Source organism: Algoriphagus aurantiacus (genome assembly GCF_035156405.1).
Lineage (GTDB): Bacteria > Bacteroidota > Bacteroidia > Cytophagales > Cyclobacteriaceae > Algoriphagus > Algoriphagus aurantiacus.
In genome coordinates, this window is record NZ_JAXRUT010000038.1 from 1 (window position 1) to 16,836 (window position 16,836).

The following is a 16,836-nucleotide window of genomic DNA, read 5'->3' on the forward strand; positions in this document are numbered from 1 at the left end:
CTCGGATGAGGATGTAGCGAATGGAAAGACGGTCACTCTAACAGGGGCAACGTTATCGGGCGCTGATGCAGGCAACTACAGCCTGGGTTCAGTAGCCACCACGACCGCAGATATTACTCCAGCCCCAACCACAATCACTGTCCAAAACGCATTAGCTGACTGCGATGGAAATGATGTCTTCCTTACTGCAACAGTAAAAACTTTGAATATAGGTATTCAAGGTGATGTAGATAGTGAGGGCGGAATTGTCACCTTCAAAACAGGAGCCACAGTACTTGGTGTAGTAAATGCCACATCGGTATCAGGAGGCGTATTTTCAAATTCATTTGCAATCAGTTTGCCACTTGGTGGAACCTATAATATTTCAGCTGAGTTTGTTCCGAACTCAGGAAATCTTAGCGGATCTCAAACTTCTACAACTGCCCAATTGACAGTACTTGAAGCATTCATTACTCCAAGTGTAACGCCAAATGTAAATGGCAACGTGGTAATATTTGATGGAGCTCATTCATCAATGGGATTGCCTTCCAGTACTATATTGACAGCTACTTATCAGCCTTCTGGGTATTCAGGAGTAACCTATAAGTGGTATTCAAGAAATGTTGGAGACACATTCTCTTTAATTCCAGGAGCTACAACCGCAAATTATCAAATTGTTGCAAATGGAGATTTTGTGAAAGAATACATGGTCGAGCTGATTGTAAATGGTAATTGTGCTGGAAACAAGATCTTCTCTAAGGTGATTTCTGTAGATGCTGCTTGTGGAAAAGAGGGACAAAATAAAGTTGCAGTCTGCCACGTCACTCCTAACGGTAAGCGTAAGACTATCTGTGTAAGCTATAATGCAGTAGAAGCCTTATTGTCTGGTAGTCCGGGATCATATATAGGTGATTGCAGCATCACTTACAGAATGGAAGAAGAACCTGAGTTGATTACGGTTCCTTGGAATACTCCACTTCCAGTGATTAATGAGAAAATAGCTGCTCAAAGTGAAAACTGGTTTGACCTTAAGAAGATCAGCCTGAATATTTCAGCTGGATCTTACAATCCTCTTGCATCAGGTTTCTATGAACTGAAAGTTAATGTTGAAGAAAACGAATGGTTAACTCTTGAAGAACCAATTACTGTAAATGTACTTGTGAAGGACAAACCATTGGCTACTGATATTAAATTGAGCAACTCTATTCTACTTAGAAACATACATAATGGTAACGTAATAGGTGTTCTGAGTACTGTAGATCCTGTAGATGACCAGCATACCTATTTTATTGCTGAGCATCCAGATTTTGAATTAGTTGGTAAATCACTAATTTGGAAGGGTACTGAAATTCCGCAAACAGCAAGAATAACAGTCCTAAGTACTGATAGAGCTGGTCAAACCATCGAAAGAGCGATTGAGCTGAGTCGTGAACCTAGATTCGGAGATTTCCACATGTTCCCTAATCCAGCAGATTCTGATGTGAATCTTGAGGTTGAATTGGACCAAAGTACAAATGTGGGAATCAGGATCTTTGATGCAGTCGGAAGATTGGTTTATGAGGAAGAAGGAGTTCAAAGTGGAAGCTCTACCTACCAAATAAATATTGATCACCTGAGTCCTGGACTTTATACTGTTCAAGTGAAAACAGGGAAGCTTGTTATGAACAAGAGATTGATTAAAAAGTAAAAATTGTAAATCTTAAATGCAAAAGCCTCTCCTCAAAAATAGGAGAGGCTTTTTTTAAATCATATACTTCATTATATAAATTGCCCACTTTTTGATGCAGGCAGTTGATCTTCAAGCTTATCAGGTTTGAGAAAAGTCTGGCATAAATTTCAATCATCAGAATTTGAACCATTGCCAAAGGTAAAAGCAATAAAAAACCACAGCCAAAAGTTGACTGTGGTTTCCATATTAAGAAATAATTATTCTTACTTTCTTTCCAATACTTTTTTAGCAGCAGCTACAATGTTTGCAGCATTCAAACCGTATTTTTCAAGTAACTGAGTAGGAGTGCCGGATTCGCCAAAGCTGTCATTTACACCTACATATTCCATTGGAGCTGGATTGTATCTTGCTAGAGTCTGAGCTACGCTATCACCTAAGCCACCATTGTATTGGTGCTCTTCTGCTGCGACTGCACAACCTGTTTTGGCTACAGAATCCAATATTGCTTCTTCGTCCAAAGGCTTAATTGTGTGAATATTGATCACCTCAGCAGAAATCCCTTCGCTTCTTAGGATTGCTTCAGCTACTACCGCCTCCCATACCAGATGGCCGGTGGCAAAAATAGTCACATCAATTCCTTCGATCATTTTCCATGCTTTCCCGATCTCGAACTTCTGTGCTGCATCAGTGAAAATTGGCCATGATGGACGGCCAAATCTCAGGTAAACAGGACCTTCGTATTCAGCAATGGCAATCGTAGCAGCTTTCGTCTGATTGTAATCGCAAGGATTGATCACAGTCATATGTGGAAGCATTTTCATCATTCCCAAATCCTCCAAAATCTGGTGCGTAGCACCATCTTCTCCTAAAGTCAAACCTGCATGGGATGCACAGATTTTTACATTTTTGCTAGAGTAGGCGATAGACTGCCGAATCTGATCGTAAACACGACCAGTGGAGAAATTAGCGAAAGTACCTGTGAAAGGAATTTTGCCATTGATAGTCATCCCCGCAGCGATACCCATCATATTTGCTTCGGCAATTCCTGTTTGAAAGAAACGCTCTGGGAATTCCTTCTGGAATGCTCCCATTTTCAATGAACCGATCAAATCGGCACAAAGTCCTACCACATTTGGGTTTCTGCGACCAGCTTCCAGGAAGCCATCACCGAAGCCGGAACGTGTATCTTTTTTTTCTGTATAGTTGAATTTTAAATCCAATGTCTTTTCCATGTTTTCTTTTCGTTGAATGGTCTAAAAATAGCTTTGATTAAAAATCGCCGAGTGTTTCTGGCAACTGTCCCAAAGCGTCTTCTAATTGCTCGTCATTAGGAGCCACTCCATGCCACTTGTGCGTACCAACCATGAAATCAACTCCATAGCCCATTTCTGTATGAAGTAAGTTGAGAACAGGCTTGCCATTACGGGACATGTTTTTAGCTTTTTCAAGACCTTCAATGACAGACTTCATGTCATTGCCCTGGAAGATGTCATTTACTTCCCATCCAAAAGATTCATATTTTGCTCTAAGATCGATCAAGTTCATGATGTCTTTGGTAGCACCGTCGATCTGCTGTCTATTGAGATCAATGGTTGCGATCAGATTGTCCACTTTCCAGTGCGCTGCATACATTGCCGCTTCCCAGATTTGGCCTTCTTCCTGCTCGCCATCTCCCATCAACACATAGACAGTGCTGTCATCACCATCGATTTTCTTTGCCTGAGCGGCTCCGATTGCTACAGACATTCCTTGACCCAATGAACCAGAAGCAATTCTGATTCCTGGAAGTCCCTCTTCAGTCGCCGGGTGACCTTGCAGTCTAGAGTTTAGCTTCCGGAATGTACTCATTTCCTCTGGGGAAAAGTACCCTGATCTAGACAAAACACTGTACCAAACAGGTGAAATATGGCCATTGGAAAGGAAAAATAGATCTTCACCTTTTCCTTCCATGTTGAAATTTGGATCATGATTTAGCTGGTTGAAGTACAGAGCTACAAAGAACTCAGTACAACCCAGTGATGCTCCGGGATGACCGGATTGAACCGCGTGTACCATGCGGAGACAGTCTCTGCGTACCTGCGATGCGATTTGCTCGAGTTGTTTGATTGATTTTTTTTCCATTACGGATAGGTTTAATTTAGGATTTGAGCTGTATGATCTTTTGTGTTTACTTTTTCGATGATTTCAGAGATTTTCCCTTCTTCGTCAATTACAAAAGTGGTTCTGACAGTACCCATATAGGTTTTGCCAAATGTATTCTTTTCCTGCCACGTACCATAAGCTTGGTGAACTTTCAGGTCGGTGTCAGCAATCAGAGAAAATGGAAGCGCTTGCTTTTCTTTGAATTTTACATGCGATTTTTCTGCATCTGAACTGATTCCAAAGACTACATAACCTGCTTTTTGCAATGCGTCGTAATTATCTCTCAGATTGCAGGCCTGCGCGGTACATCCTGGAGTAGCGTCTTTAGGGTAAAAATAGAGAACCACCTTTTTCCCTCGATAGTCAGAAAGCTTGATCGTTTCTCCTGTTTCAATGTTCGCTTCAAAATCTGGGGCCATTTGGCCTTCTTCTAATTTCATATGCTTTTGTTTAAGGCGGCTAATTTAACCAATCGTTCCTTTCCATTCAGCAGTATTGCCAGCTTTATCGGTAACTTTTAGCAAAACTTCTCCTTTGAACGGTTCATTTGTTAGTTTTTCAGACCAAATCACGGCTTGCTTGTGCTCATATCTCATTAGCACCCATTTGCCATTCACATAGGCTTCAAAGCTATCGATACCGGATAAATCATCCCTGATCACAAAGCGCATATCAGATGAATTGACACGGATCACTTTGATGGTAGGCTTGACGATGTCCTCCAAAATGGAAATTTCTCCCAAATACCTGGATCCGAAATTCAAGGTGTCACCAACCCAGGTTCCTCCCAAAAATGATTTGGAACCACCAGAGGTATAGTAAGCATGAGCCCGATCCTTGTTTCCGGTATAACCCGGAACCTTCCAAAGAATATTCACTGCATTCCAAAGGTATTCACGACTACCATTCACATTTAGGAGTGGGGTTGTCAAAGATCCAGACTGAGAAACTCTCAGGAAAAAATCATCCAAAAGAGTTTCATGATTGAAATTCATTTGCAGATTTTTGTCGGAATAAGAAATCTCTTTTCCGGCAGGAATACGTGCATTGATTCCCGGAATCACCACCTCCGAGCAGATATCAATTTCCTCTGGTATCCCAAAATCCATATCCCATAAATACGTGCGGCTGTTTGCATCCTGATAGGCCGGAAGCATTTCAAATTGGTTTGCACCAACGTAAAATTTTGCCAAGCCTCCTTTAGGAGTAATTGAAGCCTTGATTTTCAAGATGTTATTGATGTAATCCAAGGATGCTCTGGAAGGTGCCGTTCCATCATTTACATTGGTTTCCAAGTCTTGACCTTGTAGCGTAAAACTAACCTGTCGCTCGTTCCCATAGGCATCACGCAGCTTCAGCTTGTAATCTTTTTTCACTCCAGGTTCTAGTGCTAAGTGTCCAGTTGTATCAGATTTGGGACTAAAGAATTCGAACTTTAAATTCTTCTGGTAATAAAGCTTGGAATAGCGGTTTTGATAGGTGTGCTGAAGAAATTGTCTGGAATAGTTGAAATCAACCTTGTCCACTGTCAGGTTGAACAGAGTCCCCTTTTCATCGGCAAGTTCAAAGGTAGGGTAGCCATTTCTATTACTTGCCCCGTCGAGTTGATCGAAGCTTCTTATTTCAACACCAACCTTTCCAGTGATTTTGATGTCATTTGGAAGGCGATAATTCGATCCGCTTGCTACTGGCGTGACTTCGAGTCGGGCAAATTTTCCGTTCACACGGGAATCTATATCCAGTGGAACAATGGCTATACTTTGTGGTACCGGAGCGACATTGTCGAGGATTTCCGGAAAGCCAAATAGGAGAGGATCCATTGCCCGATCCAGACTATCCCGAATCTCAAAGTGCAAATGTGGTCCCCCCGAACCGCCTGTATTTCCACTATCTGCAATTCGCTGCCCCTGCTTCACAGGCAACTCTCCCGGCTCAAGATAGATTTCCAGCTCATTGGCTTTAGCTGCATACATTTTCTTACGCATGTAATCACTGAGCTCTTTATTGAAATTGCGCAAGTGGCCATAAAGCGTGATTTTTCCATTGGGATGCTTGAGGTAAATGACATTGCCATAGCCAAAAGAAGAAATTTTGATTCGGTATACCCAGCCATCCGCCGCTGCCAATATCGGAAGACCTTCCTGACCTCCGGTTTTGAAGTCCAAACCAGTATGAAAGTGATTTGGCCTCAATTCAGCAAAATTTCCTGACAGGTAATTTCTGGTTCCAGGATTAATAGGGTTCTTGAAATAACCTTTGTCCACTTCCTGTGCATTTAGCTCCAACGAAGTAATCAATCCAAGAAATATGAAGGTGTAGCTTAACTTACTTAATTTCAAAATCCAACAACTTTTCCGTTCCAATAAATCCTTCCAATTTGTCCCCAATCTGCACTGGACCCACGCCTGCAGGTGTACCAGTGTAAATGAGATCTCCTGTTTTTAGCATAAAAAATTGCGATACGTATTCTATGATAGTACCAAAATCAAAAAGCATTAATGAAGTGTTGCCTTTTTGGCGAGTTTCCCCATTGATAGTCAAATGAAAATCTATATTATTCAAATCTTCAAAATCTTCTATGGATTTAAAATCACCAATCGGAGCCGCTCCATTAAAACCCTTGGCGATTTCCCAAGGCAAGCCCTTGGCTTTGCATTGATCCTGTAGATCCCGTGCAGTGAAGTCTATTCCCAAGCCTATTTCATTAAAATACCGATGTGCAAATTGCTTCTGTATGTATATTCCCTGCTTAGAAATCTTTAAAACCAGCTCGGCTTCATGATGGATGTTTTTGGAGAAATCAGGATAGAAAAACGGTGCCCCGTCTTTTAATAGTGCAGTGTCCGGCTTTAGAAAAACAACCGGACTGCCTGGTGTTTCATTTTTCAATTCTTTAATATGAGCCGCATAGTTTCGGCCAATGCAAATAATTTTCATGTGTTTATATTTTTCTCTCAATGGTCACATGGAATCTCGCATGGTCAATAATCGTCTCTCTCTGTGTCGCTTGCGTCATGCTTGATTTCATAAGTGATTGTAATCTACAGCTTGTAAAGCTATCAAAGTTTCCCCTGCTTCATTGAGCAGGTAAAGTTGGTTGTTTTCCAGTTTATATCCACGCGTATATTAATGCTTGAATCCTGTGGCTTAATTATTTCTCCTGCCCAAGTCCCAGATCAAATCACTACGTGTTCTAATAAATCATTTTAACTTGCTCAAATAGCTTGTCCGTCCAAAGACCATACATTTTAGCACTAGGATGCAATCCATCGGCAGCAAGCATGTCTGGTTGAGCACCTAAACTTCTGTATTGAGCTGTGATGTCAATATATGTGACATCATGCTTTTTGCAGATATCAGCTTTTATACGATTATATGCATTGATTTCATCTGCAATCTTACTTTTGTCTCTACCACTTTGCGTAGCAAATGGAGTTACTCCCCAGTCTGGGATGGATAGCACCACGATGTGGTTATTATTTACTCCAGCAAAGCCAATAGCCCGTAAAAGCATATTTTCAAATTCCTCTTCAAATTTGGCTATGGGAAGTCCCCTGTATTGGTTGTTTACCCCGATAGAAAGAGTCACCAGATCATAAGTGTTTCCTTCTATGTCGGCCCTGTCGATTCCTTTATCCAGTTCATCCACCGTCCAGCCAGTACGAGCGATTACTTTGGGAGATGCCCATGATTTCTCTGTTTCAGTATTCAGTGTTGTGACCAACTGGCTCGGATAGCGTCCTGCATCGCTGACACCCTCACCGATTGTGTAACTATCACCAAGTGCTAAATAGGTGAGTTGGTTGGAAGTATCTGTTGAGTCTTCGGTCATAGGAGAATCAGTATCGTCTGGAAGCATATTCTTGGAGCTATTGCAAGAAAAAATTCCAAGAATAGCTAATGTGAGTATTGTGAATTTTAAGGGCATATATCTTAGGTTTTATTAGACAGATGTAATTCGCAGTCCACTTAACCTACCCTTGATGGGTTTAAGTATATGCTCATTTCAGAATTGGTCCTTTATTATTGAAATACGGACTCAAGTAGTGAAATGGTTCCTTTGTCTGCATCCATAGCAACTTTGGCACCTACAGGAATTATAAATTGCTGGGAAATATGCCCAATCATCGCGCCAGAGTAGGCAGGAATACCAAGTGGAAGTACATAATCATCTAGCACCTGATCAAGGGTCAGCGAACCATATCCTCCACCGGGCTCGCAATCAGAACACTGCCCAAAGATAAAACCTTTGATTTTGTCCAGCGTGCCATTGAGTTTTAGCGTACTCATCATGCGATCCATTTTGTAGGGATCTTCTCCTATATCTTCGATGAAAAGTACGGAATCTTTAAAATCTGGATAATAAGGTGAACCTGAAATAGCCGTCAATACAGTTAAGTTTCCACCTAGGATTTTTCCTTCTATTTTTCCGCCTTTAAGGGTTTGGATACGGTTTGATTTGACAACCAAGTCATCACTTTCGGAGTGGATATTCTCATAAGTAACCTTTTCCTGATTGAAGAATACCTTTTCAAATTGTTCCACATTAAAAGTGTTCCAGCTCCCTGAACCCATAGGGCCGTGAAAGGTTATCAATCCTGTTTGAGCCTGAATTGCACAGTGTAGAGCCGTGATGTCCGAGTAACCAAGTAGCGGTTTTGGATTTTTGGAAATAGCTTTATAATCTATCAGCGGTAAAATCCTTGCAGCTCCCGAACCACCGCGGATGCTCACGATGGCTTTCACCTCTTTATCGGCAAACATCTCATTTAAATCTCCGGCCCGCTCGGCATCTGTTCCTGCCAGATGTCCTCGGCGATTCATAAGATTATTCCCCAGCTTTACCTCGAATCCCAATGCTTCCAAAGCTTCTTTGGCATAAGTGAACTGCATTCTATCAGCTGTTGCCGCAGAGGGTGAAATCAGACCTACCATATCTCCTTTTTTTATCGCCTTCGGCAAAAGTGTTTTTGGATCATAAGCTGGGTGGGCGGAATCCCAAGAAACCAGTGGGAGAGAAACTGAAAGAAGTCCAAGGGATTTAAGGAAAGCGCGTTTTTGCATTGATAAAGAAGGTTTATTCGTAAATGTGAAAATAGGGCTTTTTTATTTTCTTAACATTTGAGTTTTGATAAAAGCCACCAAGACCACGAAGAAAGAGCAAAGAGATTTTTGAAAACTCCAGTTGATCAGGATTTGAAATCCCGAACCTCAAGACATGCTAGGTGATGATTATTTTTAATCAATATTCCCGGTGTTCACTCGCATGGGGATGCTTTCTTCTATCTGAATTCGCTGAGTCAGCGTTAGTTCTCCATATGGCTTCTCAAAATATTGCTGGGAAAGACTGAGGCGAGCTTCTGTATAGAGATTTCTTAATTTCTCATAAAGATCTCTGTAAGCGGAATTGGAGAATTTTTTGAGGCATTTATTTTTAGACAAAATAATGTCGGGTCTTCCCAAAACGCATTTTCAATGAGTTTATAGAGTTCATTTTGCCCAATTTCCTTTTTACCCCATAGCCAGTGATTAGTTGAAGTGAGTTCAATTTGTAAGAAAGGACAAGGTGCTCCCAATTTGTTTTGCTGCAAAAGGCTGTTTAGAGTTGCGGGTGTTTCTTCAAGACTTCCATATACAATTGATAGAAGTGACAAAGTCCGATAATATGGTCTGTCAAAGTCTTTTGCACTCAGGATTTGAGTTAATCCTTGAGCTATCTGATTGGTTTCAAAACCCCGGTCATCTATCTGGATTTTCTGCAAGTGTGCCTCTAGTTTGTTCGCTAGAAAAGTAGAGTCTACAAAATTGAAATCTTGCCTGCAGCTGGTTTGGTAGAAGTCTTTCGGGGAAATAGTAAGAAATGGAAGGATCATTTCCTTGGGTAAAATCGTGAAATGATCTGGAGCATTTCCAGCTAATTGGAAAAAATCAAAATATCCCTCACCTGAACTGTCGTATAGTTGTCCAGTTAGTATGAGATAATCTTCAATGGAATCAAGCTTCACTGCTAAATCAATGTCATTTTTAGCAAATGTGCTATTCATGCATTCCAGTCTCAGCATTTCTTCTTTTTCTTGCTGCGCAAATACATTTTGTAGCAAAAGTGAGCATGAAAGTGAGAGTAAGAGTTTTTTGGCTTTTTTCATCAAGGGGAGTGGTTAGCTAACCTAGGCTAGCATTCACATATCAAGCGATTGTTTAACAGATACATTCAATTCTTAAATTTAAAATTTCGTAATCTCCGATCTCCAATCTCCATTCTCCAATCCTAACTCAAATCATATCCCTTAGCATAAGCATCACTTTTTCCATTTCGCGTCGGACTTCGGAAGCTTTCCAGGGGTAATTAGAATTCATAAAGGCAAAGCAGTAATACTTACCGCTTTTTCCTTTGATGAGTCCCACCAGGCTGTGATTGTTACTCATCGTACCAGTCTTGGCGAAAATATAGGGTTGCTCAGCTTTGTAGCTATTTTCCAAAGTGCCTGCTTTTCCACTTGATGGCATAAGCTCAAAGAGTTGCTGATCTGGTACCATACGATAGATCTTTTCAAAAAGAGCAACCATTGTGCGTGGAGTAATGAGGTCATGACGGCTCAAGCCACTTCCATCCACCCATTGCGGTTCATCAGGAAGGTCAAAGAGATAGGTTTTGAGCACATATTCAATTGCCCTCTCAATATCCAGCCGCTGAAAAAGCCGATCCGAAACCATCAGCATCAGTTGCTCGGCGAGGAAGTTATCGCTCTCCAACATCATTTCTTTCAAGATCGGAAAGAGTAGTGCTCCACGCCATTCGTGATGTATTGTAGGTAAACTGTCTGGCTGGTATATCCAGTTTTTACCTGTAGCATCAGAAGCGAGATTGATAAAAAGCCCGGGAGAATAGATAAAAGGAATAAATTCCTCTTTTGCTCTGAAGTTGTTTGGGTTGTAATAGAATTTATTGCTGTGAAAATCCCGCTCCAATTCCCGGATAGTTCTTTGAGTGGGATAAACGTCTGGCTGAAAACTAGGAGGAAAGACGGTAGGTGCATTGCCTACTTTTTTCACCTGGACAAGATTGCCATAGATTGGAAGGGAAGTTCGCTCTGCTGAATAATTGTAAAAATAATCATCCCATTGCCAGCCATAGCCAAATGCCGGAGACATCATATTTGCATCCGAAAAAATGACCTGATCATAAGGTTCCAGGAATTTTCTAAAATCTGGCTGAAAAAACTTCTTGTATTTCCAGCTGGGATCACCGCTTCCCCAAATTCTAATCGTATTCCCTTCAGTGACATAGCGCAAGGTCTGTGTGCTGTCATTTAGGACTAGTAGCGAAGAAAATAGGGTAAAAAGTTTGGTAGTGGATGCAGGAATAAAGCGTTGGTGGCTGTTTTTCTCGTAAAGAACCGTCTGTGAATCCAAATCGTAAAGCATGAACCCCGTGAGGTGCCCACTGAAAAAGCTGCCGTCGCCCAGAGCCGATTCCAGCTTTATGTATTGATCCCGGGTGAGTTGGGCAAAAAGACTGGTACTTATGAATATTGTAAATAATAGGAGGGTGAGCTTTTTATGCATACTTAGTTTTTTGAAACAGCTACAAACACCAAAATCCAGCCAACAATAAATGCCAGACCGCCGAAAGGAGTAATGGCTCCCAGCCAAGTGATTCCAGTAAGGGAAAGCACATAGAGCGAACCTGAGAAAATTAAAATTCCAATTACCATCAAGATAGCCGCTGTACTGAGTTTTTTCCATTCAGGCTTTATTACAGCTAAAATACCTATGAGAAAAATGGCCAATGAATGATAGAAGTGATATTTCACAGCCGTTTCAAAAGTTTCTGCCCTGCCCGTTTCCGCAATTACTTCCTTCAATCCATGGGCTCCAAAAGCTCCGATTCCCACAGCGCATGCTCCCAGAATTGCTGCTGTTTGTATAATTTGTTTTCCGTTCATTAGTGTACTGTAATCAATTGTATTGTGGTTTTATAAAACTTCAACATTCAGCTTTCGATATTATGGGAATGATGAATGATGAAAGTCGAATAATGAATACCGAATTAATAAGAGACTAGTTAATGTCTCGATTCTTAGTGTTTGTAGAATTCAAAAAACCTCCAAATCACCTAAGCTCCATGCCCAGGGTTGCTGAAGTATATCATCTGAAGCTGCAACTTTACGTAGAGTAACCTCGGGACCGATTGACAATACGGGCATTAGCCCCATTTCAATAGGTAAATCATTATGAAACTGTAAACCTGAAAATGAAGTAAATCTAACTTTTTCATTTTTTTGAACGGTTTTCAGTCGAGCATTGAGTTGTTTTTTCTCGTTTTGACTGAAATCGGGTAATTGAAAGAAATCTACAATTCTGAGTTCTCTGCCAATTTTCCCGTTTTTGATTCTATAGATCAAAAGGTAGGTTTCTCCATCACTGATGAAGTCATAGGGAAAAAGTGGACAAGTTGCATAACGCCAGTGAATGTAGCCGGAGACAAGATTCGTTTGGATGTGGTCAGAAGCTAATTTGGTTTGTTCTATTTTCTCAATCAATTTGCTGGTACTATCCCAGTCGCTTGCTTGAGAATGACTTTTACTTTTTCCTATACTTAAATTGAAGTGCATTTTTAGGGGGAGCTTTCCCCATTTTTCCCAACCCATTTTCAAATATCCAGGTGTGCTTTGGGAATTTGGAGTATTATAGATCAGATCCACTCCTTCCTTCTTAAGTTCTTCTATAAGCGAAAGGGTTAGGCTTTTGAAAATTCCTTTACCTTGATAATCTGGGTGGATGGCCGTATCCACAGCTCTACATGATTTTATAATCTTTTTGTCCTTGATAAATTCCCATCGTAAAAATACACGAACTCCAACTATTGCTCCTTTATCCTCTGCGACTAGTACAGGTGATGGGCCAAAAGGGCTGGCTACATGCTTCCAGTTCCATAGTTCCTGAGATTTTGGGATCAAACTTTCTCCCAAAGAGGCCTTCAATAAATTGATTATTGAAGTTAAATCAGCGGAAATAGCCTTTCTAATTTGCATGGATAAAGATATAAAGATTTTTATTCGTCGCGAAGAGCACGAAGATGACACAATGATCACGGCTATTTTTTATATGGTGGGTATGAGTTTCTGATTTCTCGCTTTATTAAAATCAGGTTTTATGCATATCCATTTTTCTACCAAGAGGGATTTAAAAGCACGATAAGATATGGTAAACTCTAAAATTAAGGTCAAGGCCACTTCGGTCTCCCGATAGCCATCGGGACGTCCTCGGTCTTCCATCCACCAAGCAAAGAAAATAGCATCACTGGCATTATTGCGGATATACATAAATTCAAGTTTTAATTCATAGACCATAGTGACAAGATTTAGTGTGTTCACTTTAATATTGAGTTTGAAAGTTGAACATTGACAATTGTGTATTGCTATTTCTGGGTTCTAATCTCAAACTTCTCCCTTCTCCTCAACTATTTTTATATATTTGACCCAAGCTAAATTTATGCTTCTAGAATGAAGAAAATCCTGTTAATCGCCAGTTTTGTGATTTTTGCTACCAGTTGTATCAGTAATAAGCGAATCACTTATCTGCAAAATCTCCCTGATAATACTCCTATAGAACTAGACGAATTCATCCCTTTTGCAGAAGTTGATTACAAGTACGTATTGCAACCTTTTGATATAGTAGAGATTGATTTTGCCACTTCCGATGCTGAGCTGATTGAAGCTTTCTCTTTCCAAAATTCGCAAAGTATCGGCGGAATGGGAGGTAGCGGCGGTGGAGGTGGAGGTGGAGGTTCCGACCCCTTGTATTTCCGAGGATATTCTATAGACCAAGAAGGCAATGTTGAGGTGCCAAAACTTGGTAAAATAAAAATCTCAGGACTCACTGAGGAAGAAGCTAAGGAAAAGGTACAGGTTGAGATTAATAAATTTTTCAAAGAAGAAATTTATGTCAAATTGAGAATCGCAGGTATAAGATATACTACGCTTGGAGAGTTTAACTCTGTAGGAGTCAATATTATATATAAGAATCGCGCAACTATTTTTGATGCCTTAGCTAACTCAGGGGAGACAACACTTTTGGGTAAGAAAAACAAGCTTTTTATCATACGACAATACGATGGGGGTACTAAAATTCACCAGATCAATTTAAATGATAGAGCATTATTGGCTAGTCCCTTTTATTTCATCCAACCCAATGATATCCTGTATATAGAGCCGATGAATATCAGGCAATTTGGAAATGCCGATAATTTAACTGCTTCCCTTGCTCTTTTTGCTGGTTTGCTAGCTTCTACGCTGTTAATTATTAATTTGGTAACGCGGAACTAGTTGATATGGAGAAGTTAGACTTAAGTCAGTTAGACAACGAAGAGAAGGCACTGGAGATCAGATACGTAATCGCCAAGTACATTCGCTATTGGCCTTGGTATGCTCTTTTTATCATCGTGTTTTTAATTGGGACGTTCCTATTTCATCGCTATACAGTAGATGAATATGAGGTGTCGGGATCTATGATGATTAAGACAAATACTTCTCCTGAAGCGCGGATTCTCGATAGATCAAACATTTTTTCTACCGGACTTAATCTTGAGAATGATATTCTCCGATTGAAATCAAAGGGCTTAGCAAGTGAGGCTTTGAAGAAACTGCACTTTGATGTGGAGTACTATGCTAAGACTAATATCAAAGCAATAGAACTTTATGATCGATCACCGATTCGAATCGAGGTGGATTGGAGTCATTTCCAAATATCGGAGGTACCTATACAGTTGGAGATACTTTCTGAAAAGACCTTCAAATTAGCGAAAGAAGAATCAGGAATTATGGATTTTAATTCTGCGATGGCTGCTGGAGATGAATCCATTTATAATAAGACCTACACTTTCGGAGAAGAAATTCAGACTACCAAATCAAAGTTTATAGTTCACTTAGTAAACCCTGGTAGAACTAATGAGAAGTTGGTATTTAAACTGAGAAATCCCAGCTCACTAGAAGATACCTATGCAAGATCAATTCAAGTGAGTTTGCAAAATGAATACAGCTCTGTGCTTCGATTAAGCACTACCACTAAGGTTGTAGAAAAAGGAAGAGATTATATCAATGCCTTGATGGAGGCATATATTGATTATGATCTGAAGGAAAAAAATAAAATACAGGAGAATACCTTAGCCTTTATTGAGGAGCAATTAGGGTTCTTGGAAGACTCTCTCCAGCAAAAAGAGAGGGAATTGCAGGATTTTAAAGTTGAAAACAAGCTGCTGGATGTCTCCGCTGAATTCTCCAACATACTGGGGAAAATGAACACTCTCGACGAGATGGGTGCAGAGATTGATTACCAGTTAGAATATTTCGAGCAAATACGTTCCTATATGGAACAAAAGAGCAAAGATTTTTCTGATGTAATTGCTCCCTCTGTCATAGGAGTTCCCGATCCTTTATTAAATGGTTTGATTCAAACACTAGTAACACTTTCTCAAGAGAGAAGGAAATTACTCGCTACTGTAAATGAGAATCACCCAGAGGTGCTGAAAATTGATGTGCAAATGGAGAAAGTGCAAGATGCACTTTTTGAAAATGTGGTCAATTTGATTGAAAATACTAAGCAGAAAAGGAGTAGTATCCAACGTGATATCCGTTTTTATGATGCTGAGTTCTCTACTCTGCCAGAGTCAGAATCAGAATATTCCGGGATTTTCCGAGAGTTCAAATTAAGAGAGTCGCTTTATACTTATTTATTGGAAAAGCGTGCTGAAGCAGGTATTGCCATGGCTTCCAATGTCTCTGATAATGCCATATTGGATGCTGCTCGAAAGGGAACTTTGATCTTTCCTAAGAAGCAGCAGAATTATGGATTGGCGATCGTTCTGGGATTCTTATTGCCTTTTGGGTTTGTAGTTGTTAGAGATATTTTTGATGATACGATTAAGGATCAGCGTGATTTGAAGAAGCATTTCATGATTCCACAATTGGGTATTGTAGGATTTAGTCAAAAGGATACTAATAAAGTGGTTTTGGATTTTCCTAAATCTGCAGTGGCAGAGTCTTTTAGATCACTTCGCTCAGCTATTACTTATTTGGCAAGTGGGAAAAACACCAAGAAAATCTTAGTGACCTCATCAGTTTCTGGAGAAGGGAAGACGTTTACTTCTTTAAATCTTGCATCCGCTATGGCTTTAGGTTCAAAAAAGACAGTGGTGGTAGGGGGTGACCTAAGAAGGCCAAAACTAGCCACCTATTTTGGACAATCCGATCGGGTTGGCTTATCTACTTATTTAATAGGAAAAGTGGAAGCAGAGGAAATAATTATACCTACCGAACATGAAAACCTATGGTTTGTACCTTCAGGTGTAATACCTCCAAATCCAGCTGAATTACTTCAGACGCCAAGGTTGACTGAGTTTTTGGATTACCTGGAATCACAGTTTGACGTTGTGATTTTTGATACTCCGCCTATGGGTTTGGTGTCTGAAACTATTGACTTGATGAGGTTATTTGATATCAATCTGTACGTAGTGAGACAGAACTATACGGTCAAGGATCACCTGGTGATGATTAATGATCTTTTCAACAACAAGCAAGTAAAGAATGTATATGGGGTTTTCAATGGAATTATCAATTCAGGATACCATTATGAAGGCTATAATTATGGCTATGGAAATACCTATCTGTATTCCCAAAACAATAAGTACATGTACAATTACTACGGCGATGATCTAGAGTCTAAGAAGAAGAAAATCAAGAAAAGTCAGACTGGTATTTTCCAAAAGCTCAGAAAAGCATTTAAAGTGAAGTAGAAGGTTTGATGGCGTTTGCACTACACAATCCTAATCCGAAATCGAGCATGTCGAAGAACGACACACAGTGGAATGATTATTTGCCTTGTGAGATTCCATCCCGTCTCCTTTGTCACGGGACAGGTTATGGCCTTTAAAATCAAATTATAATCATATGAAATCGAGCATGTCGTAGGCGACACACAGAGGGATGATTATCCTCCAAGCGAGATTCCATGTGACCATTAGAAAACAATTATAAACACATGAAATT

15 protein-coding genes are annotated in these 16,836 nt (G+C 40.2%); 3 read left to right on the forward strand and 12 right to left on the reverse strand.

From position 1 onward, the window contains the following. The coding region (locus SYJ56_RS23910) for a T9SS type A sorting domain-containing protein (RefSeq protein ID WP_323838680.1) at positions 1-1,666 on the forward strand (1,666 nt) is incomplete at its 5' end. 245 nt (positions 1,667-1,911) lie between these two features. On the opposite strand, the gene SYJ56_RS23915 is transcribed toward SYJ56_RS23910, so the two are convergent. The 12 genes from SYJ56_RS23915 to SYJ56_RS23970 form a co-directional block, all read right to left on the reverse strand. Then, positions 1,912-2,880 carry a transketolase family protein gene (locus SYJ56_RS23915; protein WP_323838682.1) on the reverse strand — a complete coding sequence of 323 codons (969 nt, stop codon included), beginning with the start codon at positions 2,878-2,880 and terminating at the stop codon, positions 1,912-1,914. 37 nt (positions 2,881-2,917) lie between these two features. Next, a complete protein-coding gene (locus SYJ56_RS23920; RefSeq protein WP_323838684.1) occupies positions 2,918-3,769 on the reverse strand; it encodes a transketolase in 852 nt (283 codons plus the stop codon). 11 nt (positions 3,770-3,780) lie between these two features. Further along, positions 3,781-4,230 carry a thioredoxin-dependent thiol peroxidase gene (gene bcp, locus SYJ56_RS23925; protein ID WP_323838686.1) on the reverse strand — a complete coding sequence of 150 codons (450 nt, stop codon included), beginning with the start codon at positions 4,228-4,230 and terminating at the stop codon, positions 3,781-3,783. A 24-nt stretch (positions 4,231-4,254) separates the two neighbouring features. Beyond that, complete coding sequence (locus SYJ56_RS23930; RefSeq protein WP_323838688.1) at positions 4,255-6,129, reverse strand: M23 family metallopeptidase; 1,875 nt, start codon at positions 6,127-6,129, stop codon at positions 4,255-4,257. Next, positions 6,116-6,727, reverse strand: coding sequence for a fumarylacetoacetate hydrolase family protein (locus tag SYJ56_RS23935; RefSeq protein WP_323838690.1), 612 nt, complete (start codon positions 6,725-6,727; stop codon positions 6,116-6,118). Before SYJ56_RS23935 ends, SYJ56_RS23930 begins: the two co-directional genes overlap by 14 nt. Before the next feature lie 256 nt (positions 6,728-6,983). Continuing rightward, positions 6,984-7,718: an SGNH/GDSL hydrolase family protein gene (locus SYJ56_RS23940; RefSeq protein WP_323838692.1), complete on the reverse strand. Its 735-nt coding sequence runs from the start codon at positions 7,716-7,718 to the stop codon at positions 6,984-6,986. Positions 7,719-7,813: 95 nt separating this feature from the next. Continuing rightward, entirely contained in the window at positions 7,814-8,854 is a 1,041-nt protein-coding gene (locus tag SYJ56_RS23945) for a S66 peptidase family protein (protein ID WP_323838693.1), read from the reverse strand. A gap of 311 nt (positions 8,855-9,165) precedes the next feature. After that, positions 9,166-9,936, reverse strand: a complete 771-nt coding sequence (locus SYJ56_RS23950) for a hypothetical protein (RefSeq protein ID WP_323838694.1) — start codon at positions 9,934-9,936, stop codon at positions 9,166-9,168. Between the two features lie 127 nt (positions 9,937-10,063). Beyond that, positions 10,064-11,356, reverse strand: a complete 1,293-nt coding sequence (locus tag SYJ56_RS23955) for a D-alanyl-D-alanine carboxypeptidase (RefSeq protein ID WP_323838695.1) — start codon at positions 11,354-11,356, stop codon at positions 10,064-10,066. Positions 11,357-11,358: 2 nt separating this feature from the next. Then, entirely contained in the window at positions 11,359-11,736 is a 378-nt protein-coding gene (locus SYJ56_RS23960; protein ID WP_323838696.1) for a DUF423 domain-containing protein, read from the reverse strand. A 150-nt stretch (positions 11,737-11,886) separates the two neighbouring features. Beyond that, on the reverse strand, positions 11,887-12,825 hold the full coding sequence (locus SYJ56_RS23965) for a GNAT family N-acetyltransferase (protein WP_323838697.1): 939 nt from the start codon (positions 12,823-12,825) through the stop codon (positions 11,887-11,889). 69 nt (positions 12,826-12,894) lie between these two features. After that, complete coding sequence (locus SYJ56_RS23970) at positions 12,895-13,167, reverse strand: hypothetical protein (RefSeq protein ID WP_323838698.1); 273 nt, start codon at positions 13,165-13,167, stop codon at positions 12,895-12,897. A gap of 129 nt (positions 13,168-13,296) precedes the next feature. On the opposite strand from SYJ56_RS23970, the gene SYJ56_RS23975 reads away from it, so the two are divergent. Both SYJ56_RS23975 and SYJ56_RS23980 read left to right on the forward strand, forming a co-directional pair. Further along, a complete protein-coding gene (locus SYJ56_RS23975) occupies positions 13,297-14,118 on the forward strand; it encodes a polysaccharide biosynthesis/export family protein (RefSeq protein ID WP_323838699.1) in 822 nt (273 codons plus the stop codon). 5 nt (positions 14,119-14,123) lie between these two features. Further along, positions 14,124-16,583, forward strand: coding sequence for a GumC family protein (locus SYJ56_RS23980; protein WP_323838700.1), 2,460 nt, complete (start codon positions 14,124-14,126; stop codon positions 16,581-16,583). Positions 16,584-16,836: the final 253 nt, after the last annotated feature.